Here is a 25241-nt window from a genome sequence, read left to right on the forward strand (position 1 = left end):
TTCTAAAAATTCTCTTCTAAATAATCTTGTAAAATCAAAGCCGCCGCATTCATATCGATATCAGCCTTGGAGTATGGCTTTTTATAACTTTTGAGCAAATTTTCAGCCTGAACGCTCGTCAAACTCTCATCTTGAAAAACAATTTTTCCAACCAAATCTTCAAAATTTTGTGCGAAGTTTTTAGTGAAGACGCTTTGAGCAGTCTCTTCTCCGCTCAAATTTCTAGGTAGGCCCACGACAAGAGTATCTATCTCTTCTGCCGCTATGATTTTAGCAATCTGCTCGATTTCTGATCCAGAATCATCCGTCTCAACAGTAGTAAATGGGATCGAAATCCTAATACTAGAATCCGCCAGGGCAACGCCAATTCTGCGAGTGCCGACATCCAAGCACATTAATTTACGAGTTTTCATTATTCTACCGTAAATTTAATTGTGATTTTTTTGTCATCATTTGGAATCTTAGAAACCCAGAAATATGAGAATTTCACATCGACATTTCGAACGCCTTCGATAGCCTCAATTTTAGATTGAACTTCGCCAAAAACTTTGCCTTTGATTTGGTTTTTAAGTTCTGATTCATTAATCTTAGGACCGATTTTTGCGGTAGCAGAGATATTGGCACTTGACTCACCGGAGTTAAAATTAGTAATTTGGAAATCTTTAATTCCTTCACCAAAGATCTGTTTAGAATCAGCCTTAATTTTAGAATTGGTCAAGTTTTTAAGATATTGGTCGATATCATTTTTTGAAATTGCGGAAATTCGATATTTAGATTTAATTTTAGCGACTGCACCATTTGGCGCCTCTTGGCCGACATTAGGAGAAAGTTCAATTTCACCAGTTTCTATGGCGTAACTTTCATCAATGATCTTGAAATTACTATCAAATTTGGCAAGAAGTTCATTCTTTACGCCATCATTTTTAGCCTCGCTAAGTTTTTGGCGGGCCGCATTTACATCATTTTCACTCACAACTTTGTAAGTTCTCTTACTTCCGCCAGAAAGTTGTCCTCCATTAGCAGAAACGCCATCAACAGATGAAGAATATCTTTGCGCAGGCAAATTACACTGCTCTCCAATCTGTGTTGCTCGAATGTTCACAGAAGTAGAGCCAGCAGTAACCGACCCGCCTCGAAGTCGCGCGCCAGGAATTGTTGCAGTCCCAGTAGTTACAAAATTACATCCTCCAGCAGAAAAAGCCGTTCCAGATTTGACAGTTACAGGATCACTCTCTGTGCTCTGCGACAATGTTAAAGTTCCACTCGCCGCCTCACCATCTTCTTTGGTGCCAGTAGCCTCAAATTTAATTTCTTCAACTTTTTCAACTACTTCAGTTTTTAGTGGCAAAATTCCTTTTCCAGAATCAATTTCTGCCGCAGAAGTTGAAAGCGAAACCTTCTCAGAAATATTCAGATCAGAAGTTTTAGCAGAAATTGTCACCGTTGCTGCTGGCGCAAAGACAATCGCCCAGACCAAGGAAGCAATTAAAACGAGACTAAGTCCGCCAAAAATAAAAATCTTCTTTCGGAAAGCGTTAAAATTAGGAACTTTAATCGCAGATTTTTTGCGGGCGTCTTTTTTGACCTCCGGCTTGGCTTTCGAAAAAGTCTTATTATCATCAATGTCAAGATTATCAAGCATCTCCGCTTCTTTTTCATCCTTGCTCTTTCCAGCAAATTCAGCCACAGGCAGAGCCTCGCCATCGATGACATCTTCTCCATCAACCTCCAAAACATCAATTTCTGGAATTTCTGGCTTGCTTTGAAGAGTTTTAGCGACAGGAATTGAAGCAGACCCAGCCATTGTTACAAGAGATGGATTGCTTGTCACTATCACAATTCTTTTGCCGACTTTGGTCGAAGTTTTGGCTAAAAGGCGCAAATTTACACTACTTCGAAGAACGCCAATACTTTTAGGTGGCACAATTGCGATGATTTTTTCTTTCGAATTTTTAACCTTTTCGACAATATCGGTGATATCATCCTCGATATCTATATAGATTACATCTTTTTTAATCTTTTCTTCCATTTCTTACCTCTGTTAATTTCGCAAAATCTTGTTTAACTTGTCCTTAAAACTTTCATTCGAATTATCCGCGCTCCCTAAAGTATCGTATCCGACTCGGAGAAGACCCATTGCTGTGATAAAGGTGTGGTCGGTGATTTTGCCAGTCTTGTCGGTAATTCCAGAAACTTCTTCTGGCTGAATGTGCTTGACTACGGGCTTTTTAGAGAAAGGTAAATCTTGCCACCAATCGGTTTTCCTGAGAGAATCCGCGAGATTAGAAAGGCTCGCCCCGCCACCACAAAGCAAAATTTTGTTAGGTAGATAATCCACATTGTCAAAGTCGCCCAAGGCAAGTTCAACCCCGGAGAGCCAAACTTCGAGAGTTTTTTCAACAGATTCAAGTGCTTGCTTGCCCACTTCAGATTTGAGGTTTTCACCATTAAGGCTAAGTTTCAATTTCTCCGCATTTTTGTAAGAAAGGCTCATCTCGTTGGCAATCTGATTAGTGAAACTCCTACCGCCAATACCAAACATTTTAGTGCCTTCAACACCACCATCATTAACAACCGCGATGTCTGTTGTTCCACCGCCAACATCCGCCAAAATCGCCGTAAAATTGCTCGAAGAATCAGTACCAATAACACTTCTTGCTACAGCAAAAGGCTCGGCTGCAACCGCCAAAAGGTCAAGTGCGAGTTCATTGGCCACACGCTCAATCGCGCCAATATGAACAGTTGGCGCAAATGCAGTATAAATCTGGATTGCCACATCCTTACCCTGAAATCCAATTGGGTTGGAAACTTTATAACCATCTATATGAATTCCAACAATCGCGGAGTTGACAAGTTTAATCTCTGCTTCTTTATTGCCGGTTTCGAGAGCAATTTCTCGCTGTGCTTTGAGTTGAGCCCTTTCGTGAATTTTATCAATAATAAATTCCATTTCCGCTTCATCCAATGGTTTATTGGGCTGCGGCCTTCTATATCTAATAGTGTTGGTTGAGCCTTTAACGAGTTCTCCAGCAATGCCAACGATCGCAAGCGTCGCCTGAACGCCTGCTTCATCCTCTGCTTCAATCAAAGCATTCTCACAATTTTGAACCACACTGGCAATATCAGCAATCGCCCCAGAATGCATATCTGAAACCTGTTGCCGTGCTCGACCAACGCCGACAACCTTAAGGTCGTCGCCATCAACTTCAGCGATTAGCGCCTTAACAAACTCAGTTCCAATGTCAAGCGCAACAATATAATTATCAGTGGCGGGTTGTGGTTGCTTATTTTTGAAAAACATAGTAATTTTATTATATCGCACTTATGGTTTTTGGTCAAATTTTTATACCCAAAAACCTGAAAACTTGTTTTTTTGAAAAAAATCAGCCCAAAGTCGAAACTTTAGACTGATTCAATTTTATTGGAGAACTGCCTTGATTCGGCGCACGCCTGCGCTCGAAGACTGCTCTTTTTTAATCTTGAATTTTTTGCCACCTTCTGCGAGTTCACGAGTGTTCTCGACATGTGGACCACCACAGATTTCGACACTGAAAGGAGCCTCGCCGTCGGCTTTCATTGTGTAAACTTTAACTTTTTCACCATATTTGTCGCCAAAAACACCGATCGCTTTAAGCTCGTTCAAGGCGTAATCCGTGTCAAATTCCGCCCACGAAACTTCCAATCCCTTTTTGATTTGCTCGTTGACCAAATTTTCGACAGAGAGTTTTTCTTCGTCCGTCAATTTTCGATCAAAAGTAAAGTCGAAGCGGAGGCGAGTTTCGTCAATATTGGAGCCGCGCTGGGCAATTTCTTCGCCCAAGACAATCCTGAGTGCCGCATTCATCAAGTGAGTTGCGGTGTGAAGTTTAAGATGTTCGCGTGTCTGGCCACCGAGTCCGCCCTTAAATTTACCCTTCGAAGCAGTTTGTGAGCGTTCGCGCTGTTCTCGCATCTTTTCAGCAAATTCTTCTAGCCAGTCCGAGCTGAGAGAAATTTCTCGACGAAGCGCTTCTTCGGTCGAAAGTTCAACAGGAAATCCATAGGTGTCGTAAAGTTGGAACAACTCAACACCAGTTAGACCATCTTCTGCAAATTTTTCAAGTTCTTTCAAACCTTTATTCAAAGTCCTTCGAAACGCCTTCTCCTCCTTAACCATAACAGCGACAATATCTTCAGCACTTTCTGCAACCTCTGCATAATCAGGGGCGTAGATCGCAACGATCTCTGGCACGATTTTTTCGATGAAATTTTCTTCAATTCCAAGATCAAAAGCCTTAGACATCGCGCGCCGAATGAATTTTCGCATCACATAACCCTGCTCCTTATTGCTTGGTACGCATCCATCAACCGCCAAAAAAGTCGCACTGCGCAAATGATCCGCGATCACACGCATCGAAGAAGTAAAATCGTTGTAATTTTTACCAGAAATTTCTTCGAGTTTATCAATAATCGGCTTCATCACGCTAATTTTGAAAACATCGGGCGAGCCGATTTTGGCAGCCGCGATTCGCTCCAAACCTCCACCAAAGTCAACATTTTTATTCTCGAGTGGCTGGAAACTTCCGTCCTCCATTCGACGATATTCCATAAACACCTGATTACCAATCTCCATAAATCGACCGCTATCGCTGGCTGGATGTGCAAGCCCAAAACTTGCATCGTGATTCTCTTCACCAAAGTCGTAAAAAACCTCGCTGTCAGGACCACAAGGATCGCCAATCGGCGTACTATCAAGACCACCACCACGGCTCCACCAGTTTTCCTTATCATTATAGAAGAAAATCCGTCCGCCCTGAAGTCCAAGTTTGTCGCCATTTTCAGCCGTGCCAAGTTCAACGATTTTAGCGTCAATACCCTTCTCCGCAAAAATTTTTTGCCAAATTTGCGCACTCGTATCATCACGCGGAATGCCGTATTTTTCATCACCTATAAAGCAAGAAACATAGATTTTGTGCGGGTCAAGACCAACTTCATCCACTAAAAATTCGAAGAATTGGCGAATCTGCTCTTCCTTAAAATAATCGCCCAGTGACCAGTTTCCGAGCATCTCAAAAAATGTCGTATGCCGATTATCGCCGACATCATCGATGTCTTGCGCACGCAGACAAGTCTGACTATCTGTTAATCGCACGCCTTTTGGGTGTTTTTCACCCAAAAGATACGGCAAAAGTGGCTGCATTCCACTACCAGTAAAAAGTGTAGTTGGGTCATTTTTCAAAATCAAAGGCGCACGCTTAATCTGGGCGTGGCCTTTTTTCTTCATAAAATCTAGGTATAATTTTCGAATTTCTTGCGCTGTCATAAGATATATTCTATCAAATTTTGCGCTAAAAATCCAGTTTTTTAATTATTTAACGAAAAGTAGTAAACCGCCAAGCCGACGCCTGCCGCCACAAGTCCCATCACTAAAATCATCGCCAGCACAGCACCCCAGCCAGACTTTTTTTTCTTATGAACGGTAGGTGCAGTGTACTCGTCGCGCGCCAGCATCGGAGTTGAAGGCTCAGGATTATCCATTTTGGCACGACGAATTTCTTTTTTTCTTTTCGCAAAATCATTCTTCATTTCGAAGTTAGAAACGCCGGTAGGTGCGCCCATTCCGAGAGGTCGCTTATCGATTTTTGCGTTAGCGACAAATGGAGTTTTGATTTCTTCTGCAGAAAGTTTTGCGCTTGACGAAATTGGTTGCGTGATAATTTTCTCTGGCTTATTAGGTTTTTCAAAGGGCTTGGAAGCCAAAATATTCATCGCATCTTCAATTTCTTCGTCCGTTTTAGAAGAATTGTCTAGAGTTGATTCCTTCGTCTGAGTGTCGTCAACCTTCAAGTCGTCGCTATCGGCAAAATTAATTCCAATTTTTACAGGCTTTTCTTCTGCAACTTCAGTTTTTTCTGAAGACTCCTGCTTTTCTTGGATCATTTTTTCTGTCAAAATTGGAGCGTTGTCATCAATAGGCTCATCCGCAAACTTTTTGATAGAAACATTAATTTTTTCAGACTCTTCATCGTCTTCTTTAGGTGAATCTTGGATTTCTTTAGTATTTTCAGATTTTTTAGACCCAGAAAAAACATTCATTTCACCATTTTCTTCAATTTTGTAAACACCTGGACGAGTTGGAATGACTAAATTATCTCGACTGATTTCTGCGTGAATTTCAGACTTCTCTTCTGCCTCGATATCTTTTTTATCTTTATCAGAAGTTTCAAACTCACTTTCATCAATTTCATCTGGAGAAATATCAATCTGCTCAAGGACCGGCGCCTGATAGTCGCTCTTATTTAACGCCAAAACCTCATCAAAAGAATCTCGTTTGTCAGAATAATTTTCCGCATCATCAACATGAACTTTTTCAGAAATATCTGCTTTTTCTATACTTGAATTTTCTTTATTATATTGTGAAATATTTTTATCGATGAAGTTTTCAATAGCCCTGTCTGTCTTGCTGGAAATTTCACTCAGAACTTTGTCAGAATTCTCACTCAAAAGTTTAGAAAAATCAGGCTCGGTCGTCGGCTCATCGACAGGCCTTTCTTCAATTTCTGATACCCGAGAAGGTGCTTCGACCTCCGAGGATGCGATCCCGCGATGAAAACTGCCAGCATCAACAACTCGCCTTCGAGAAAAAACCATTCTTCGCTCATCCTTCATCTCAACTTTTTTGGATTTTTCTTCCGCTGGATTTTCTTCGGCCAAAATTTCCATAGTCTTTTCAGACTTCTTCATCTCTGGCTTTTTGTCTAAATAATTATTTACCGCTTTGTCCAATTCATCAAAATCTATGTCTCGCATTGCCTACCCTTTCACTGTTTCATAAACTTTATCTATAATCTGTGTAAATTTTTCTGCGCTCAGGCTTGCGCCACCCACAAATAGTCCGTCAATCTCATCTATCTTGGAATAGTCCGCAGCACTTTCCGGTTGGATACTACCTCCGTAAACCACTTGAATTTTCTTGGCCATCTCTGCGCCGTAAAGTTCTTTAATCTGATTTCTAATCACTCGTGCCGCCACCTTGATGTCATTAGGCTTAGCATTCACCCCTGTACCTATCGCCCAAACCGGCTCGTAGGCAATTACAATCTTTTCGATATCCTCGCTCGAAACATTAGCCAGTCCACCAGCAAGTTGGTCAGAAAGCACTAAATTGGTCTCGCCAAAATTGCGCTCGTCGGCATTTTCGCCAATACAAAGAATCGGCCTAATATTATTTCTAATCGCCGCAGCGACTTTAGCGCGGACTTCTTTATCACTTTCGAAAAATAAATTTCGCCGCTCACTGTGTCCAACAATCGCATACTGAACAATTCCGCGCAACTGCGAAATCGCCACCTCTCCAGTAAATGCACCATGATCGCGCCAGTAAAAATTCTGCGCAGCCAACTTAAATTGGCGATGATTCACCTGAATACTCAGCGATTGGAGCGTAAAAATCGATGGTGCTAAAATCACATCAATCGCGCGATGAGTCTTGACCTTTTCACTCAATTTATGAAGAAAAATGCTCGACTCGTGCATATTTAAGTTCATTTTCCAGTTGGCGATAACAAGTTTCTTTTTCATAATTCTTATCCTTATTTTAGCATTTTTTATTTATCTTGTAAAGCATCCAGTCCGGGCAAATTTTTCCCGCTCATGAGTTCCAATGCCGCACCGCCACCAGTCGAGATTAAAGAAAATTTTCCGACTTCTGGATTTTCTTCTAAATATTTTAAGGCAAAAGCAGAAGTGTCGCCACCGCCTATTATCGAAGTCGCACCGTTTCTGGTAGCCTCAGAGATTGACTCAGCGATAATCTCGGATCCTACACTAAAATTATCGAGTTCACTCACGCCAAGCGTGCCGTTCCACATTATAGTCTTAGAATTTTTAAGAATTTTGGCGCAATATTTAGCATAATCTTCTCCAATGTCAAGTATTATGTCATCTTTTTGGATTTGGTTCAAATTCGCTGGCTTTCGAGGCGCAGTCTTACTGAATTCTTTGCTTACGCCAAATTCGGTAGGCAGAATAAACTTCTTTCGAAATCCTTCGCCAAATTTTGCACGCGCGCGAGATTCCACCTGAAGAATCACCTGATCTTGCTCCGCCTCAATTTTGCTTTTCCCAACTTCAAAATTATAAAAATCCAAAAAAGTGTTAGCAAGCGCGCCACCAAGAATCAGATTATCAGATTTGTCAATAAAATTCTCTACCAGAGGTAATTTATCACTGATTTTGGCGCCACCCATCACCACACTGAGCGGTAGAGATGGACTGCGAAGAGCCTTAAAAATGGTCGAAACTTCTCTCTCAAGCAAAAATCCTGCCACACTCGGCAAAATCTGCGTAATCGCACTTGTCGAAGTATGCTCGCGATGAATCACGCCAAACCCATCTTGAATAAACAAGTCCGCCCCAGTAATTTCTAATAATTTCTGCGCAAATTCTGGCGAATTTTTCTTCTCGCCTTTGAAAAATCGCAAATTTTCCAGCATTTCGATTTTATAGTTGTCTGGCGAATCTTTGAGTGAAGTAAAAAATTTAGTTTCAGGAAAAATCGGCACAGGATGAAAATTCATCAATAGATTGCGCCCCATTTCTGCGGCGAGCAAAATCCGCAACTCATCAAATACTGGTCTCATCGAGAATTTCAAGTCACCATTTTCCAGCCTCTCGGCGCGAGCAAATTCACTCAAATTATTAAAACTCTCTGGCCTGCCAAGATGAGAAATCAGCACAATTTTCTTCACACCCGCTTCAATTAAAAATCTTAGGGTCGGCAAACTTGCCCGCACACGGAAATTACTCAAAATCCGAGCGTCACCACTTTCCAGATATTCAATCGGCACATTATAATCCGCCCGAAGAAGCACGGTTTTTCCGCGCAGATAAACATCTCTGATTGTTTTTTTATTGAACATTTTGGTCCTTTTATTTTTTATTTTAGAATATTTGCTATTATTTTAACATAAGCATCAAAGAATATCAATAACTATTTTCTATAAACACTATATTTTATGTCACCAAATAACATCAGTGTCAGACCAGAAATCACCATAAAAATTCGAATTCCCGCTTCTGCGCCAAACCAGAGGTATAGAAAATACAAAATAATCGAATAAATCAGAGACCCAATAAAGAAAAACGATTCTTGGATTACATTATATTCAATCCGCATCCCAGAATCTTCCGCCTCAAAAGCCGCACCCTTATACATTGACATCGATTGCCCAACAGAAGTCAACCCCGTCACAAACTGTGTCGCCACCACACCAAAAACGGAATTCACAAACAACCCTCGAACAGCATTCGCCAAGCCCCTAAAAAACAACGAAGCTCGAAGCATCTTCCCACCAAGTCGCTTATCGATAAGCTTTCCAACAATAATCGCCGAAATAATTTGAAACACTGCCGTCAAACTCGCCAGAGCCGACATCACGCCATACGGATTCTCCTTCGAAAAAATAAAAATTGGCACAAAAACACTCCAAACATAATGAATTACTGAAGTTGGTGGCGAAACCCAAATTTGCGGCAAGAAAACCGTCTTCAAATATTTTTTAACCGGAAATTTCTTGAAGTTTAATTTGATATTTGTCGCCGTAGCCTCTCTTGTCGAAAGTAGCGGAATCGCCGAAAAGGCAAAAAGCCCCGCAGAAACCAACATCGCCGCCTGTGGACCAAAATTCATCGCCAAAAATCCACCAAAAAGTGGCGAAAAAATCCCCGCGCCCTTTTCGATAATACTCATTACGCCAAGTTGCTTGCCGGCGTTTTTCACGCTCTTCACCTTAGCAAAATTAACATATTTTGAAATATTATGAATCGAAATCGCCGCGCCTTGAATAAAAATTGTCAAAATCGCCATCCACACGCCAAATTCTTTCGCCATAGAAGCAAAAATCATCATCGGAATATGTAGTAAATTTGACAGCAAAATTCCATGCTTTGGACCATGTTTGGCAATATAAAATCCGCCAACCCACAGAAACACCAATTTAATCAGATACGACAACGCCAATAACAACAAAACGCCTGACCAGCCGTAGCTAATTTTATAAAAATACATAAAAACAATGCCACTGGTCAAATTTATCGCGACACTTCGAAACAAATCCGCAACATAAATAATGCGGATTTCATCAAAATTCGCCAAGAACCAATAATTGCGTTTTTGTCTAATTTTTCTTAAAAAATCTTTAACCATAAGCGATATTATATCTGTTATTTTAACTTTTGTCAAATTTTCTGGCCAAAAGGTATTGACTTTTTATAATTATTCTGCTATAATACAAAACATAATGATGAACAAAAACAAAAAAGATTAAAAAATAAAAACCATCATTAGGAAGGAAAATTACCCGATGTTTAAGGTAGTAAAAATCAAACAAACAGATAGTAGTTATAGCGTTGATGTTCGCGTTAATCGAAATCGCTAATTTCTAAAATAATCAAAATCGCCCTTTTAGTCCTTGGGGCGATTTTTTGTTTTGCTATTTTTCCGGTATTTCATCAATTAGAAGAAACTATTTTCCAGTTTTTGCCATTCGCTTGCGCTCATTGGCATCCAAGTAGCGCTTTCGAAGTCGGAGATTTTCAGGTGTAACCTCGAGAAGTTCATCATCTGCGAGAAAGTCAATACACTGCTCAAGGCTGAGATCTGTAAATGGCGTCAACTGAACATTGCCATCACTAGACTTTGAGCGCATATTCGTGAGATGCTTTTCCTTCACGACGTTAATTTCGAGATCTTCTTGGCGATTGTTAAGACCAACAATCATACCGGCATAAACCTCTGTTCCAGGCCCAACAAGAAGTTCGCCGCGAGACTCTGCTGATTGAAGAGCGTAAGGTGTCGTGATGCCTTTTTCAAACGCCAAAAGCACACCGTTGCGGCTCGATGGAATTTTAGGACCCATCGGTTGATAGCCCGCAGGCAAAGTATTCATAATAATTGTACCCTTGGTTGCTGTCAGCATCAAATTGCGAAGTCCAATCATCGCGCGAGTCGTAATTTTATAAGTCAAACGAGAGGCGCCAGTTGGCAGATTTTCTTGAGATACCATCTCGGCACGACGAACACCCATCTCTTGAGATACGGCGCCCAAAAATTCTGGCGAAATTTCGATGATGAGTTCTTCGACAGGCTCTTTTTCAACACCATCTTCTTGAATTGTGACAACTTGCGGGCGGCCAACTTCGAACTCAAAACCTTCACGGCGAAGAGTTTCAATCAAAACAGAAAGGTGAAGTTCACCACGACCAGAGATAATAAATCCAATTCCAGTTTCTTCAACACGAAGAGAAACGTTGGTTTCAAGTTCCTTTTTGAGACGGTCGCCAATCTGGCGAGAAGTCGTAAACTCGCCCTCGCGACCCTTCATTGGGCTAGTATTTGGGCCAAGATACATCGAAAGTGTTGGCTTTTCGATTTCAATGGTTGGCAAAGCCTCAGGATTCTCAATACTTGCGAGAGTCTCGCCGATTTCTGCCTCCGCAACACCCGTAATCGCCACGATATCGCCAGCAAAAGCCTCTGCAATTTCTTCACGATTCAAGCCACGATAGGCAAATAGTTTGTCGATTTTGGCCTTTTTGATCTCACCATTTCTTTTGATAAGGGCAATATTTTCGCCACTTTTAACCTTACCTCGAGCAATTCTACCAATAGCATACTTACCGAGGAAGTTGTCGTAAGTCAAAGATGTGGTAAGAAGTTGAAAGTCGCCGTTCATGTCAGCCTGCGGTGCAGGGATTTCGTTAATGATCGCATTGAAAATCGGAGAAAAATCTGCTGGCATTTCTGGATTTTCTGGAACTTCCGCCCACGCTTTGCCGTCGCGACCAATCGCGTAATAAGTTGGGTAAAGAAGTTGGTCGTCCTGCGTAGCGAGCTCCAAAAAGAGGTTCGAAACTTCGTCATTCACCTCTGTAATTCGGCGCGCAGGCTTGTCAATCTTGTTCATCACGACGATTGGCTTCAAGCCAAGTTCGAGCGCTTTCGAAAGCACAAATTTAGTCTGTGGCATCGGACCTTCTTGCGCGTCAACGACGAGAATCACGCCGTCAGCCATATTGAGAGTGCGTTCAACCTCGCCCGAAAAATCGGCGTGACCAGGCGTATCAATAATATTGATCTTATAGTCACCGTAGTAAATCGAAGTCTGCTTGGCGGTAATTGTGATTCCGCGCTCAGATTCTTGGTCGCCCGAGTCCATAAGCAAAGTTTGGCTCATCTCAGCCTGATTGTCTCGAAAGGTGTTAGATTGCTTCAAAAGCCCGTCAACGAGCGTAGTTTTACCGTGATCAACGTGAGCAATAATTGCCACGTTCCTGATTTTTTCTGGATTCATAAATCTCTTTTCTTGATTAAAATTATTTTTAGAACTTTGGATATTTTAACATTTTTTACTGTAAAAATCAAATGAAATTATGGCCTTTGAGAATTAGCTCGGCGCTCAATCTCGCCAATCGTATCTTCGCGAGAATTATTTCTAAGATTCTGATTAGACAAAACCATATTATCAACCTGCGCCATTCGATTTTTAGTTTGAAGGCTGGCCGACGTATTCATAAATTGAGTGCGCGCCTTTTGCTCGCCAAGGCTAAGTTTAGCCACACGCTCAGCAGACATCGATCCGTGAAATCCCTCAAGATCATTATGGTCGAGCCGAGCAGTGCCTTCTCGATAGAGTTTTTTGGACATCTCGTTGATCGAAGGGTCACTGTCCTCGTATTTTTTAGTGTAATTGCTCATTACGCGCGAGATCGTATCTTTGGACTTATTGGCTACATCGGCGCTCACGCTCATAAGAAGAGCTTTCATGAGCTCAGCACGATCTTTATTCTCGAGCAGTGTGTCACTATGAATTGCCGCAGCAAGATTACCAAAGTCATCGCCGTCCTTGATATTCTGAAAGGCTGCGTTGTATTTTGTTGTGTTTCCAGCCATATTGGAGGCGATAATTGCGCCTTCAGACTGGTGCTGTTCATGCTGTTCTTTATTAAATTCCGCTTGTAGCCTGTTTCTCTCTCTGCTCAAGCCAGGATCTGTAAGATTTCCTGCCTCTTCCATACGATTGAGCACATCAAAAGTTTGCTGATTTTGGAATTTTTTGTTGTCATTCGCTAGTTCAGATGCGCCTCTAGTGGCTCTATTGCCAAGATTCTGCCAAGCACGTATCGCGCGGACTCTTTTACTGTTAGGCTTCTTAGCCTCAAGGTTCTCCATATAATTTCGCCTTTTACTACCCCAAAACCTTCTCTCCGCATTACTGATTGGACTATTTTTGACGGCGCTTTTAGCTCCCTCAGTCTTCGCCAGAGCTTTAGAGAAGGTTTTTGTACCTGTAAGATTATCCAATACTGAAGCCACACCCTTAATGACCGCAGCAGCAGCAAACAAACCAACAATCGGCAAGAGCCCATAAATCATCTTAAACAATGCATTATCGGCAGTTCCATAAAGTACATTTGAAGCCAAGATCATACCACCTATCATCAAAGAACAGATAGGATAAATCATCAGCATCGCCTTCAAAAAGCCCTTCCACTTCTTATAAAAACCTTCTGTATTCGGTAAGATTGAAGAAACAAACGCTATAGGAGAAATAACGACGAGCATCACAACCACCGCCTGACGACCAGTTAAAATCACAAACATCAAGAGTAGAGCAAGCCCAGCAAGAAGCAGAAGCACCAAAATACTTCCACCGGCAACGGTTGCCACCAGAACCGCCGTCACGGCGGCAAAGCCGGCAATCTCAGCAGAGCCAGTAAGAATCGAATTTACCAAATCGCCCATTCCGCCAGTCTCTTTGGCAGCGTCCCATCCACCGCTCGCACCAAGCCACATATAAAAATTGTAGCCCAAAAGATTAGAAAGATCTACTAGCGCCGCTACTGCCCAGAACGAAATATTGATAATCACAGCATAAGGTATAATCCGCGGCAGCATCCGTTTAATGCCGTAATTAGAAATCCCGACATTGGTTGTTTGCGAAAAAATCACTACCGCAACGACAATCGCCAAAAGCACATTGGCTATATTTCGAAAGTCATTCCAAGTTTTATAGGCGGGGTTGCCTTGCCTAAAAAGACTTCCTGCTTTAATTTCTAGCAGATTCTTAGCAATAACATTATAAAGATTAATTACGATCGCAGTTCCAATGCGAGCTCCAGGACAAACAACAAAGCCAACCCACTGGACTTCGCAGGAGGTGTTGTCTTTTTTTCCGCCACCGCCCCCCTCCTCTTTCTGCTGCGAAGTTCCCAACTGAGTACCTTGAGTGATTTGATCTTGAGCATCGACGGTATTGTTAGCTGCAAAACCCTGCTTCTTAGATTCGGCTAAGCATTTTTTAGAATTATCAGTGCTTGTAGTTATATTGCCTCGAGAATGATCAACTTTAGCATAAGCAGTACATTTAGTCAAGAGCCACTCTTGCGCATTAGAAATAATTTTGCCATTAGACTTATCTTTCCTAGAAATAGCTTTATCACACTCTTGACTATCTCTACTAGGATTTACAGTTCCACCAGCACCCGCTTGATAGAAAGCCTTACAACCTTCTTTTTTAGCTCTTTCATATTGTTTTTCGAACGTAACTCCAGTTTCGCCAACTAATGAAGCATTAGTAGCTCCAGCAAAAAGCAATACGGACATCAAAGATAAAATCACCACCCAAAAAAATCGCTTCATAATGCTTATATTTAATCATTTTACGCGCAAAATTTCAAGGTTTTGTGTTAAAAATATAAAAAATCCAATTTTACTCTTGACCAGCAGGATTTTTTGTGCTAAAATCAAGACATTGGGTGATTAGCTCAGTTGGCTAGAGCATCTCGTTTACACCGAGAGGGTCTGGGGTTCGAGTCCCTAATCACCCACCAGTAATTATTTGACGAAACGCACAACTTAATGGTTGGCGTTTTATTTTTATTATCATCTGTTTTAAGAACTCTCACATATCTTGACATTTAGCATTTTTATGCTAAAATAAAATTATGCTTCAGCGTTCAAAAAGAGCCGAGAAGTAAATTAAAAATTTGGAGGTGTCGAGGATGATTCATCTTCTCACAAAACTTATTATCTCTATCCTTAACTGGATTAATATTGGCGGAATCTTTGAGAGCACAACTCTCGTAGCTGGAACAACTACGTTCATAGCGATCGCCGCCCTAATATCAGCATACTATATCAGAGAGATAAACATCATATCTTTCTTTGGTAGGAATGGATGGAGGATGTCTTTTTTCCTGATTGGCCTATCGCTACAAATCCCAAACAATTTCTTATTGTGGATTTTGGGAGGGCTAATCATTGCCACACAAGTCTTTATCAGTAAATTTATCGATAAAAATCGCGGCAAGAAGGGATTCCTTGCCAAAGTTAAACGGCTTTGGGAAGAAATCCAAAAAGAGGACGAGGCGAAAGCTTGAAATACTCCAGCGCAACTTTCTCAACCTCTCCTATTCGGAGAGGTTTTCTTTTTTCTAAAATGCTTGTGCTTATCGTAAGTTTATGCTTTAATTATTGACTTTTTTAATATTTTGTGCTATAATCAAGGCAATCGGCGGAGTCTATGCGTCGACGGAGGTTAAAAATTAGGTCAATTGAGTTATTGAACTTTACGGCAACGACCCCTCAATTGAGGTTGGCGGATCGTTGTCGTAAAGACAACACAATCATCGATTCAATTCACCCTTTGGGGTGAAAATAAAAAATGAGGAGGATTGAAACGATGAAGAATTCAAAAATACTAGGGCAGCTGATGGCCGCCCTGTTGGTCGGGCTAGCAATAGCTGGCATACTTTTTCTCTTTTGGCTGAATAAGCCTAAAGAAAATAAAGCAGTAGCTTCGCAGCAAGCCGTTGCGAGCGTGGCGTCTTCTTCCAAGAAAGAAGAAACAGCGGCAGACCTTGGAGACTACTTCAAGGAAGATGACAAGTTTACCGAGATTTCTAACAAAAATCTTGAAACTATCATCACTGCTGATAAGGCTGGAGATGGATTTCAATTGTTTGATATAAAAAATATACCAAACAAAGAGATGAAAATCTCACCGTCTCGCCCTGGAGAGGATGCCATTAGAGCAAACTCCCCTCAAGCGGCGGTAAGCCAAATCCTGTGGAGCGGTCGCCACAACGAGGTGGCACTCGAAAACCTACTTCGTCAATACGGAATTCCGGTTCCAGCCAAGCTGGCAGAGGAAAAAGGCGGTAAGAGATTCTTAACCCAAGATGCGCAAAACGCGTATTATCAAGTTGAGAAGATCTTCACTACCGCTACTCTCGAAAGTGGAGCCTTTGACCTGATGAAGAATACAACTTCAACAGGTATGGGCAAAGGGGGTGTGCTAGTGCAGGATGAAAATCCTCGCGACTGGAGCAATTACCAAATGCTTCAGGTGGTGTATAACGGGAAAGCATACTATCACAATTATTATTGTGAAAATGCGCAACTTCACACACCGTATAAAACGGTGCCAAAGAAGGAAATCCCTGCGCCACCAACTCCGCCAAAGGAGAAGACTCCACCGCCAACAACGCAAACTCCCCCACCAAGCACTACAACTGTGCCTAAGAAGGCAGAAGAAGCACCTCCAATGCCACAAGGCGGAGGCAAGGTTGATGGCTCAAACAACCCACCAACAAGTTGGGTTGAGCCACCAGCCGAGTATGTTGCTCCAGAAGCGCCAAAACCTTCTGAGCAAACTACTCAACCTTCTGCCCCACAAGGCAATCAAGGTAGCGGCGGTGGCGTTACGCCGCCAAGTAATTGGCAAGGCAACGGAGGCTTTAGTGATTCCAACGGGAGAACGAACGTGGGTTCAGACGGCTCAGTTCAAACCCCTAGTGGAGACACTAGACCAGGATTAACTGGTCAAAATGTAGTCGTTCCACCAGTGCAAAATGGCGGAACAACCAATCAAGGAGTCAACGATGGCAGTAAAGATGCCAACGAGATCCCTATGGATGATTAGAAACTCATTTGTTTCAATCCTCCAAGCACATTATAATTCCAAGCGGTTCATTTACCGCTTGGGATTTTCATTGTTTGATAATTCAATCGACCTAATTTTTAGATTAACAATTCGGAATTTCGACCAGAATTTTACCCTTCGAAACACAAAAATATTGACATTTTAACAAATTTATGATATAATTCTATAAATAATTAACAAGTGGAGGAAAAGTTATGAGAAACTTTTTGAAAAAAGTTGCGACTTTTGCGAAATCTCACCCTGTGATGCTTTCAACATTAGCCGTAGCGACTGTCGGCCTTATCGCCGCACAGGCTTGGGGACCAGATCGAAAACTCTTCACAATGGAGAGCCCTGCCCCATACATCACCTTTAACTCGATTTCCAACAACCCAGTAATTGGCGGTAGCGAGACCGACTTTGTGGGTATTAGAGAAAAAGGTTCAAACGCAGCCTGGACCAATCAAATGAAGGTTCAACCAGGCAAAGAATACCAAGTTAGAATGTACGTTCACAATGACGCAAGCGAGAATCTTAATCTTGTAGCGGAAAATGTGACAGCAAAATTCAACTTGCCAACTACAACTGGCCGTAACATCCAAGTGCTTGGTGCGGTTTCTGCAAGCAACGCCAACCCTGGCCAAGTCCATGATGGCGCCAACTTTGTAGCAGACCAAGATTTCAACTTGGCATATGTGGCAGGTTCTGCGATTTATGAAAACAATGTTTTCAAAAATGGAACCAAATTGCCAGACAGTATTATGACTTCAACTGGCGCAAAACTCGGTTACGATAAAATGGACGGCCGAATCCCAGGTTGTATGAAATATTCTGGCGTGGTAGTTATTACTGTTAAACCACAATTTGCCGAAGTTTCAAAAATCAGCCTTTCGAAGACTGTTCGAAAAATCGGCGGCGAGAAAAAATGGAGCGAAATTGTTGACGCCAAATCTGGCGACACAGTTGAATTTCAAATCGACGCCAAAAATGAAGGCACTTCGACCATCAAAAATCTCGTAATTCGAGACACTTTGCCTAACGGTCTTGAATATATCAAGGGTAGCGCAAAATTATACAACGCCAACAATGGCTTCAAAGGCGCAAGCATCGATGATACCGTAGTTCTTGGAGATCACGGCGCAAATATGGGCGCTTACACCGCTGGAAGCAACGCAATCGTTCGACTTCGAGCAAAAGTTGTAGAAAACGCCAAATTGCCAGTCTGCGGTACAAACACTTTGACTAACCTTGCTCAAGCAAGCGATCAAAAAGTTGTTCAAAATGACACTGCTAGCGTCCGTGTAAACAAGACTTGTGAACAACTAAAAGTTCCAGTCTATCAGTGTACAGCTCTTACAGTTAAACCAATCAGTGCGATCAGTGGCTCAAACCCAACCTACAATAATGGCCGTCCATACGGATCAGTGACTTACGAGGCCACAACTTCCTACAAAGTTGAGCACACCCAAATCACTGGCGTTCGCTACATCGTAAAAACCTCCAACGGAACAGTTATTGCAAACAAAACTATCGCCGCGAATGAAAAATTCCAATTCACCGTCGATAAGTACAAGAATGAGAAATACACCGTAACTTCAACAATCATTACGGCTAACGGCGAAAACACCAACGCCAACTGTTCTTACACTTTTGAAGTTAAATACGAAGAACCAAAAACTCCAATCGTAAAGTGTGAAAACTTGGTAATCTCAAAGATTTCAAGGACAAAATTCGAAGTTTCTGTCAATATTACTAAAATTAATGTCGTAAATAACGTTACCGTAAAATACGAAATTAAAAACTCAAACGGTCAAATTGTCAAGACTTTCGAAAACAACGGATCAAAGACTAACATCGAGATCAACACTGTTGGTAAATATACAATTAAAGCAACTGTGATTTCTAACGGCGCACAAAGTTCAACTTGCGAAAAGCAAATTATCGTTGAAGAATTGCCAAAAGTTAACACTCCTTCAATTTCGATCGAGAAGACTGTAAATGGCGTTAAAAATCTCATCACTCCAGAGAACCGCGATTTCAACTACGAAATCACCGTTTCAAACACTGGAAATGTAGATCTTAAAAATGTCAAAGTAACCGACAAAACTCCTGAAAACATCAAGTTTATCAGTAGCGACAAGGGTGAAATTAAAGATGACGTTCTTACATATGTAATCCCAACCCTCAAAGTTGGTGAAAAGCAAACCATCACAATTAAGGCGCAAGCCCTAAAAGTTGGTAAAATGAAGAACATCGCCTGTGTCGATACTCCAACAATTCCTGGCGACAACGATGGATGTGACAGCGCAAATGTTGAAGTTCCACCAAAAGAAACTCCAACTCCACCAGCACCACAAACCCCATCTGTTCCAGCAGAATTGCCACGAACTGGTGCCGACCTTCAAGCAATCTTGGCGATCTTCTCGCTAACAACTGCTTTTGGCTACTACTTCGTAAGCCTCAAAAAATAAGCCTGACCGCTCCACTTGGAGCCTAAAGGCTTCGACCAAAATACCCTTCATTCCGAAGGGTATTTTATTTTATAGATCCTGCTGACCTTTTTCTTGTGCCACGCGCCGAGCAGAAATTATCACATTGTCGATTAGCGCCGCAACCGTTAAAGGTCCGACACCACCAATTTTGGGCGTCAAAGTTAAATCTTGCCGAGACTCTCTGACACTTTCTGCCAAATCACCTTTAATCTCTCCACCTTGCTCAGCCGTGCCAGCATCAACCACCACCGCGCCATTCTTCAACATCTCACTTTTTATAAGTTCTGGAACACCCGTGGCGCTAACAATTACATCATATTGAGGCAAGATTTCTGTTAATTTATCCGCACTATCACGGCCAAAAATTTCGACATTGTATCCAGAATTTTGCCACATTCGATAAAGTGGCGCGCCAACCAAAAGCCCACGACCAACGATCGCAATCTTCTTTTTCGAAAGGTCGATATTGTAGCCAGCAAGGAGCCAATTTATTGCCTGCGCGGTAGCAGGGTCGAATGCTCCGCCGTTCAAGCCATCGACATCTTTTTCTGGCGCAATCTCGCGCAGGATGTCATCCAAATCGTCGCCCGTAACGCGCTCGCCATTATTATTTTCAAGCGGCAACTGAACAATAATTCCGTGGATGCTTTCGTCCGCATTGGCCTTTTGAATTTCTTGTTTCAAGGTGTCAATTTCAACTTTTCTCTGCTCAACTTCAACCAAAATATCTTCGCCGTAGCGCTTTTTTAGTCTCATATAAGTCTCCACAACCGCACTATCGGAGTGGTAAAATATCACAAGTTTTGGCACAACTCGCCAACTTTGGCGCAAAGCCCGCACCTGCTTGGCCTGACGCTCTTTAATAAAATCGCGGAGTTCCGCACCGTTCAATATCTTCATTCTTAAATTATATCGCGAAGTATTGATTTTTTCAAACTCAATCAGTATAATTATAGAATAAACTAACGAAAGGAAAAAATGTATAATTACTCATATAATTCTTCACCAATGATGAATGACTCAGATATATTTGCTGGTCTTATGGCAGTTGCGGGTATTTTTTTCTTCGCCATTACAATTGGCGTAGCAATTTATGTCCTAATGTCTTGGCCTTTGTCAAAGATCTTCAAAAAGGCTGGCATTGAGTCTTGGAAGGCTTGGGTGCCATTCTTGAATATGTGGAAATTCCTCGAACTTGGTGGCTACAACGGCGCGCTTATACTATTGGGATTGATTCCGTATGTTGGAAGCATTGCTGTCAGCGTAATCAGCATTCTTGCAGCTAATGAAATCAGCAAGAAACTCGGTAAAGCAGACTCGTTCTTCCTTTACCCTCTTGGACTTTTAACTGCTGGAATCACTACTATAATTTGGTATTTCCAAATGGCAAATACTGAAAATCCATGGAATGATTCTCTCGGTAAAGAATCCTTAGCAAAAGGCACTATTCTTGGCTACAAAGTCGTTGAAGAAGAGCCTGCCGGAACCCCACAAGAGGCTATAATATCAGAAGAAAAGCCAAAAACAGAAGAAGCAGAAGTGGTTAAAGAATCAACCGAAAAGACAGAATAATCTCTACAACTATATAAAAATCCTTCCAAATAGTTATGGAGGGATTTTTATATAGTTATAAAAACTTTTTTATCTATAGATAAAATTATTTTTAACTATAGATAAATTTTATTTTGCCTATTGATAAAAATATTTTCAACTATAGCTCGAGTGGCTCTTGCTCAATTTCGAAACCAAATTTATCTCGTACCGCCTGCTTAATCTCAGCCCGCGCCAAGTCGAGATCGCTATAACTCTGCGCGGAAATATTGGTCAAAATCAGCGCGTTTTTATCGTGCGGGCGCATTCCGTGGAGTATTTTACCCCTTAGCCCCGCCCTATCAATCAGCCAGCCCGTCGGTATTTTACATTTATTTTGTTCATAAAAAATCGGCGCGTCGGGATGTTTAATTTTGAATTTCTCCGCCTCCTTACGAGAAAGTTCAACATTCTTAAAAAAACTCCCCGCACTTGGAATGTCGCTCGGGTCGGGCAGTTTTTCGCTCCGGAGATATATCACCGCGCGCATAATATCATTGGGCGTGAGATTTTGGCGAGGGATATTTTTCTGCTTAAAATATTCTTCAACAGAAATATAAAGATTTTCAGGCGGAGTAAAATGCTTATTAAATTTAAGCCTAACAGTGGTGATGAAATATTTGCCAGCCTTTTCTTCCCTAAAAATACTACTGCGGTAACCCAGCCGACACGCCTCGCGAGAAAAAGTCTCAATCTCGCCAGTTTCAAGATTAACCGCGTCCAATCCCTCAAAAATATCGACAGTTTCTTGACCATAAGCACCAACATTCTGAACAGCCAGCGCCCCAACTGTGCCCGGAATCATCACCATAGACTCACAACCGCTCAGATTTTCTTTTTCAATGATCTGGCGACAAAGTTTATCCCAGTTTTCACCTGCGCCAACAGAGAAAATCACCGATTCTTCATCTTCAAAAATCTTCTCTACGCCCAGAATCTCATTCTTAATCACCAGCCCATTAAAGCCCGCATCGCGGACAATCAAGTTGCTACCACCCCCAAGTATAAAAATCGGCAGACTGTTTTGATCGGCGAAATTGATCGCGGAACGGATCTGCTCTATACTATTACATCTGGTAAAATATCTAGCATTCCCGCCAAGTCTCATAGTTGTAAGACTAGCAAGATTAATGTTTTGCTCAATTAGGAGAGATTCAAATTCTATCATATTTTAGATTATATCATATATGGTATAATTGACGCAAGCATTTAGGCACAAAAGAAAACGCACCTGCCTGAGATGCGCTTTCTATGGTACGCCCGGCAAGATTCGAACTTACAACCGCTTGGTTCGAAGCCAAGTACTCTATCCAGTTGAGCTACGGGCGCGTATGTTTATATTTTATCATATCGAGAGCACAATTTCAAGTTATTTTTTGGATAATTTATAGATAGAGAGGTTTTCAAAGTAGGGTAAATTTTCTTGCTTTTGTTCAATAAACCTGTCCAAGAAATCAGGTTTTTTATCTTTATTCATTACAGCCAAGATGTCAGGCGTCTTAAAAATATCCGCACCAATAATTCGTCTTTCGAAGTTATTGATTGGAGCGTATCCACCACCGTAACTTCTTGCGTCTGGCGTAAAAATCCTAAAATCACAGCGCGAATCATTATATAATTCCAACTCCATAAATAGATAGATATCATCCATCACTACTGTATTTTTACCACAAATTGAAGCAATTTTGTCCATATTTTCCCGCGCATTAGATAGACGATAGTTCTGGAAATTAAAGTTACCAACGCGCCAAAGATTAAAGTTTCCGACAATCACAACCACAAGAATAGACACAACAATGACTAAACTTCGTCTTTTATTACTCAAAAGAAGTATTTTTGCTATACAAATCGCCAACACCAGATACGCCAAAATCACAAATTGAGACATATATCGCTCCACAAAAAACGGCTTTTTGAGCCAAATCGGCTGAGAAAGGACTATCGTAATCAAGAAAGGCACAAATGCCGAATGGAAAAGTATTTTGCTTTCAGAGAAATATTTTTTATTTTGAAGCACTAGCCATATCACTAAAGGTAAGCCTACAAGGGCAAAAATTGGCGCCACCGCCCCTACTGGCTGATAAAAGAACAAAAAATTAAACATATTTTCTATCTGAGAGAAGCCAATGTAATCACCGATACCCGAAGATGCGGAGTTTTTCAATTGAAAAATAAAACTTTGTAGCCAGGGAAGCCATAAAACAACCGCCAATACATATGACTTGAACCAATTTTCTTGCCAGATTTTGTAATTCTTCTGACTCAAATTCTTGCTGATTAAAATCAAAAAATGCGATAAAAATACGATCGCTAAAGTATAAAGCGTCCACATACCAGTAGCAACCAAGATGGCGTAGATAATCCATAATTTTTTAGATTTGGGAGTTTTTTGAGCCAAAAATAACGCATAAGTCGAAGCAACCGTGATCAAACTCGCAAGCGAGTACATCCTAATCTCGAATGAATATCTCAGCAAAAAAGGAGAAAATGCCACAACAGCGCCTGATATTATAGCCATTTTCCGCCCAAAAATACTCTGCGTAAACTTCATCGCCACAAAAATCGAAAGAATGAAGAAAATCACACTTAAAATCCTAAGTCCAAAAAAGTTCCACCCAACAAGATTTCCCCATAAATTCAAAATCAAGTAGTAAAACGGCGGATGAGCGTCAACAGAGGTAAGGCTAACCGTTTCCGAAAAACTTTTACCTTTAGTTATCCAGATGGAATAACTTTCATCAAACCAAACTTGCTGGCGCGATGCCAAAATCAACGCCCAAACAGACGCAAAAATTAAGATTGCCGCAACTAAAATTTTGTATTTTTTCTCTTTTGAGATTTTATCCCAAAAATTTCGAGCACTCTTCATAAGCATAATTATATCACCTCGAAGATCATTTAACAATGCTTCGCGCTACCTATCACTCGGCAGCGGAAATTGTAGCGCAAAGGCTTCGACCTCTTTTTTCAATTCCACCAATTTTTCTTCATCATTTCGAAATTCGATGGCAAGTTTCATCCACTCGGCAATTTGCGACATATGCTCAGCGCGAAGTCCACGAGAAGTGATGGCAGGAGTGCCGAGGCGGATTCCGCTCGGCGCAAACATCGAAAGCGTATCATTAGGGATCGAATTAGCGTTGAGCGTCAGGCCAATTTTGTCCATCGCAATCTCAGCCGTTTTGCCATCAATGCCAAAACTTCCGTAAATATCAGCAAGGATCAAATGATTCTCGGTTCCGTTGGTTATAAGTTTAAAGCCCCGCCTCTTCAACTGCTCAGCAAGTTCTTTGGAATTTTCTAAAATTTGCTTAGCGTATTCTCGAAATTCAGGTTGAAGCGCTTCAAAAAACGCCACCGCCTTAGCCGCAATTGAGTGCATTTGCGGACCACCCTGCGTACCAGGAAAGACGCTGCGGTCGATGAGGGTCGGGATATTTTCGAGCGTTTTTTCTGGCGCACGAAGTGGATTCGAAACTGTTCCGCGCGACAAAATCAGCCCGCCGCGAGGCCCGCGAAGAGTTTTGTGCGTGGTTGTCGTGATGACGTGAAAGCCGTAGTCGAAAGGATTTTCGCTCACGCCCGCCGCGATGAGTCCTGCAATGTGCGCCATGTCGGCCATCAGGAGCGAGCCGTGTTTTTGGCCAATCTCAGCAATTCGTGCGTAGTCAATTTTGCCAGGATAAGCAGAAAATCCCACCAGAATAATTTTGGGCTTATGCTTGTCGGCCAACTTTTCAATCTGAGCGTAGTCAATTTCACCATTTTCATCCAAACCGTAACGAATAAAGTTGTAGATTTTGCCACTTCTAGTCACAGGCGAGCCGTGAGTTAAGTGACCGCCTTGCGCAAGATCCATGCCGAGAACGGTGTCGCCAACTTCGAGCCAAGCGTTATACACAGCCTCATTGGCGTTAGCGCCAGAGTGCGGCTGAACATTGGCGTGATCTGCGTTAAAAAGTTGCTTAGCTCGCTCGATCGCCAAAGTCTCCACGATATCGGTATTTTCTTGCCCTCCATAATAGCGCTTACCGGGGTAGCCTTCAGAATATTTATTAGTAAAAACCGACCCAAGCGCATCGAGAACTTGGCGCGAGACATAATTCTCGCTCGGGATCAACTCCAACCCTTCGCGCTGGCGAGTTTCTTCAGATTTAATCGCGTTAAAAATTTTTTCGTCCATAAATAACAATCT

Annotated in this window: 18 protein-coding genes and 2 tRNA genes; 5 read left to right on the top strand and 15 right to left on the bottom strand. The window is 41.8% G+C overall.

Translation table 11 applies throughout. The features are described from left to right. Window positions 1–2 precede the first annotated feature (2 nt). The 10 genes from ruvX to Q4A21_02615 all read right to left on the bottom strand — a co-directional run bounded on the left by ruvX (window position 3) and on the right by Q4A21_02615 (window position 14680). Entirely contained in the window at window positions 3–413 is a 411-nt protein-coding gene (gene ruvX / locus Q4A21_02570) for a Holliday junction resolvase RuvX (protein MDO4902418.1), read from the bottom strand. Continuing rightward, window positions 413–2029: a hypothetical protein gene (locus Q4A21_02575; protein MDO4902419.1), complete on the bottom strand. Its 1617-nt coding sequence runs from the start codon at window positions 2027–2029 to the stop codon at window positions 413–415. Before Q4A21_02575 ends, ruvX begins: the two co-directional genes overlap by 1 nt. Before the next feature lie 12 nt (window positions 2030–2041). Beyond that, the gene (locus Q4A21_02580) at window positions 2042–3301 is read right to left on the bottom strand and encodes a cell division FtsA domain-containing protein (protein MDO4902420.1); all 1260 of its coding nucleotides are present in this window, start codon (window positions 3299–3301) and stop codon (window positions 2042–2044) included. A 117-nt stretch (window positions 3302–3418) separates the two neighbouring features. Beyond that, the gene (locus tag Q4A21_02585; protein ID MDO4902421.1) at window positions 3419–5302 is read right to left on the bottom strand and encodes an alanine--tRNA ligase; all 1884 of its coding nucleotides are present in this window, start codon (window positions 5300–5302) and stop codon (window positions 3419–3421) included. Between the two features lie 41 nt (window positions 5303–5343). Beyond that, complete coding sequence (locus tag Q4A21_02590) at window positions 5344–6789, bottom strand: hypothetical protein (protein MDO4902422.1); 1446 nt, start codon at window positions 6787–6789, stop codon at window positions 5344–5346. 3 nt (window positions 6790–6792) lie between these two features. After that, the gene (tpiA, locus tag Q4A21_02595) at window positions 6793–7560 is read right to left on the bottom strand and encodes a triose-phosphate isomerase (GenBank protein MDO4902423.1); all 768 of its coding nucleotides are present in this window, start codon (window positions 7558–7560) and stop codon (window positions 6793–6795) included. A gap of 26 nt (window positions 7561–7586) precedes the next feature. Next, entirely contained in the window at window positions 7587–8900 is a 1314-nt protein-coding gene (pgk, locus tag Q4A21_02600) for a phosphoglycerate kinase (GenBank protein ID MDO4902424.1), read from the bottom strand. 71 nt (window positions 8901–8971) lie between these two features. Continuing rightward, on the bottom strand, window positions 8972–10186 hold the full coding sequence (locus Q4A21_02605; protein ID MDO4902425.1) for an MFS transporter: 1215 nt from the start codon (window positions 10184–10186) through the stop codon (window positions 8972–8974). Window positions 10187–10505: 319 nt separating this feature from the next. Then, a complete protein-coding gene (gene typA, locus Q4A21_02610; protein MDO4902426.1) occupies window positions 10506–12332 on the bottom strand; it encodes a translational GTPase TypA in 1827 nt (608 codons plus the stop codon). Between the two features lie 77 nt (window positions 12333–12409). Then, window positions 12410–14680: a hypothetical protein gene (locus Q4A21_02615; GenBank protein ID MDO4902427.1), complete on the bottom strand. Its 2271-nt coding sequence runs from the start codon at window positions 14678–14680 to the stop codon at window positions 12410–12412. Between the two features lie 114 nt (window positions 14681–14794). On the opposite strand from Q4A21_02615, the gene Q4A21_02620 reads away from it, so the two are divergent. The 4 genes from Q4A21_02620 to Q4A21_02635 all read left to right on the top strand — a co-directional run bounded on the left by Q4A21_02620 (window position 14795) and on the right by Q4A21_02635 (window position 19435). Then, a tRNA-Val gene (locus Q4A21_02620) sits at window positions 14795–14871 on the top strand. 171 nt (window positions 14872–15042) lie between these two features. Next, a complete protein-coding gene (locus tag Q4A21_02625; GenBank protein ID MDO4902428.1) occupies window positions 15043–15420 on the top strand; it encodes a hypothetical protein in 378 nt (125 codons plus the stop codon). A 302-nt stretch (window positions 15421–15722) separates the two neighbouring features. After that, the gene (locus Q4A21_02630; protein ID MDO4902429.1) at window positions 15723–16964 is read left to right on the top strand and encodes a hypothetical protein; all 1242 of its coding nucleotides are present in this window, start codon (window positions 15723–15725) and stop codon (window positions 16962–16964) included. Window positions 16965–17179: 215 nt separating this feature from the next. Next, the gene (locus tag Q4A21_02635) at window positions 17180–19435 is read left to right on the top strand and encodes a hypothetical protein (GenBank protein MDO4902430.1); all 2256 of its coding nucleotides are present in this window, start codon (window positions 17180–17182) and stop codon (window positions 19433–19435) included. Between the two features lie 69 nt (window positions 19436–19504). On the opposite strand, the gene Q4A21_02640 is transcribed toward Q4A21_02635, so the two are convergent. Then, window positions 19505–20356 (bottom strand): bifunctional 5,10-methylenetetrahydrofolate dehydrogenase/5,10-methenyltetrahydrofolate cyclohydrolase, encoded by an 852-nt coding sequence (locus Q4A21_02640; protein MDO4902431.1) that lies wholly within the window; start codon window positions 20354–20356, stop codon window positions 19505–19507. Window positions 20357–20434: 78 nt separating this feature from the next. On the opposite strand from Q4A21_02640, the gene Q4A21_02645 reads away from it, so the two are divergent. Continuing rightward, a complete protein-coding gene (locus Q4A21_02645; protein MDO4902432.1) occupies window positions 20435–21028 on the top strand; it encodes a DUF5684 domain-containing protein in 594 nt (197 codons plus the stop codon). Between the two features lie 139 nt (window positions 21029–21167). On the opposite strand, the gene murB is transcribed toward Q4A21_02645, so the two are convergent. The 4 genes from murB to glyA form a co-directional block, all read right to left on the bottom strand. After that, complete coding sequence (gene murB / locus Q4A21_02650; GenBank protein MDO4902433.1) at window positions 21168–22214, bottom strand: UDP-N-acetylmuramate dehydrogenase; 1047 nt, start codon at window positions 22212–22214, stop codon at window positions 21168–21170. 84 nt (window positions 22215–22298) lie between these two features. After that, a tRNA-Arg gene (locus tag Q4A21_02655) sits at window positions 22299–22375 on the bottom strand. A gap of 40 nt (window positions 22376–22415) precedes the next feature. Then, window positions 22416–23915, bottom strand: coding sequence for a glycosyltransferase family 39 protein (locus tag Q4A21_02660; protein MDO4902434.1), 1500 nt, complete (start codon window positions 23913–23915; stop codon window positions 22416–22418). 45 nt (window positions 23916–23960) lie between these two features. Next, window positions 23961–25229, bottom strand: coding sequence for a serine hydroxymethyltransferase (glyA, locus tag Q4A21_02665; protein ID MDO4902435.1), 1269 nt, complete (start codon window positions 25227–25229; stop codon window positions 23961–23963). Between the last annotated feature and the right edge of the window lie 12 nt (window positions 25230–25241).

This window comes from bacterium, assembly GCA_030530825.1.
Classification (GTDB): Bacteria; Patescibacteriota; Saccharimonadia; order Saccharimonadales; family Saccharimonadaceae; genus Nanogingivalis.

Bases quoted from the DNA above. Each gene is read 5' to 3' on its own strand.
- ruvX (MDO4902418.1), bottom strand. From the start codon at position 413: ATGAAAACTCGTAAATTAATGTGCTTGGATGTCGGCACTCGCAGAATT.
- Q4A21_02575 (MDO4902419.1), bottom strand. From the start codon at position 2,029: ATGGAAGAAAAGATTAAAAAAGATGTAATCTATATAGATATCGAGGAT.
- Q4A21_02580 (MDO4902420.1), bottom strand. From the start codon at position 3,301: ATGTTTTTCAAAAATAAGCAACCACAACCCGCCACTGATAATTATATT.
- Q4A21_02585 (MDO4902421.1), bottom strand. From the start codon at position 5,302: ATGACAGCGCAAGAAATTCGAAAATTATACCTAGATTTTATGAAGAAA.
- Q4A21_02590 (MDO4902422.1), bottom strand. From the start codon at position 6,789: ATGCGAGACATAGATTTTGATGAATTGGACAAAGCGGTAAATAATTAT.
- tpiA (MDO4902423.1), bottom strand. From the start codon at position 7,560: ATGAAAAAGAAACTTGTTATCGCCAACTGGAAAATGAACTTAAATATG.
- pgk (MDO4902424.1), bottom strand. From the start codon at position 8,900: ATGTTCAATAAAAAAACAATCAGAGATGTTTATCTGCGCGGAAAAACC.
- Q4A21_02605 (MDO4902425.1), bottom strand. From the start codon at position 10,186: ATGGTTAAAGATTTTTTAAGAAAAATTAGACAAAAACGCAATTATTGG.
- typA (MDO4902426.1), bottom strand. From the start codon at position 12,332: ATGAATCCAGAAAAAATCAGGAACGTGGCAATTATTGCTCACGTTGAT.
- Q4A21_02615 (MDO4902427.1), bottom strand. From the start codon at position 14,680: ATGAAGCGATTTTTTTGGGTGGTGATTTTATCTTTGATGTCCGTATTG.
- Q4A21_02625 (MDO4902428.1), top strand. From the start codon at position 15,043: ATGATTCATCTTCTCACAAAACTTATTATCTCTATCCTTAACTGGATT.
- Q4A21_02630 (MDO4902429.1), top strand. From the start codon at position 15,723: ATGAAGAATTCAAAAATACTAGGGCAGCTGATGGCCGCCCTGTTGGTC.
- Q4A21_02635 (MDO4902430.1), top strand. From the start codon at position 17,180: ATGAGAAACTTTTTGAAAAAAGTTGCGACTTTTGCGAAATCTCACCCT.
- Q4A21_02640 (MDO4902431.1), bottom strand. From the start codon at position 20,356: ATGAAGATATTGAACGGTGCGGAACTCCGCGATTTTATTAAAGAGCGT.
- Q4A21_02645 (MDO4902432.1), top strand. From the start codon at position 20,435: ATGTATAATTACTCATATAATTCTTCACCAATGATGAATGACTCAGAT.
- murB (MDO4902433.1), bottom strand. From the start codon at position 22,214: ATGATAGAATTTGAATCTCTCCTAATTGAGCAAAACATTAATCTTGCT.
- Q4A21_02660 (MDO4902434.1), bottom strand. From the start codon at position 23,915: ATGAAGAGTGCTCGAAATTTTTGGGATAAAATCTCAAAAGAGAAAAAA.
- glyA (MDO4902435.1), bottom strand. From the start codon at position 25,229: ATGGACGAAAAAATTTTTAACGCGATTAAATCTGAAGAAACTCGCCAG.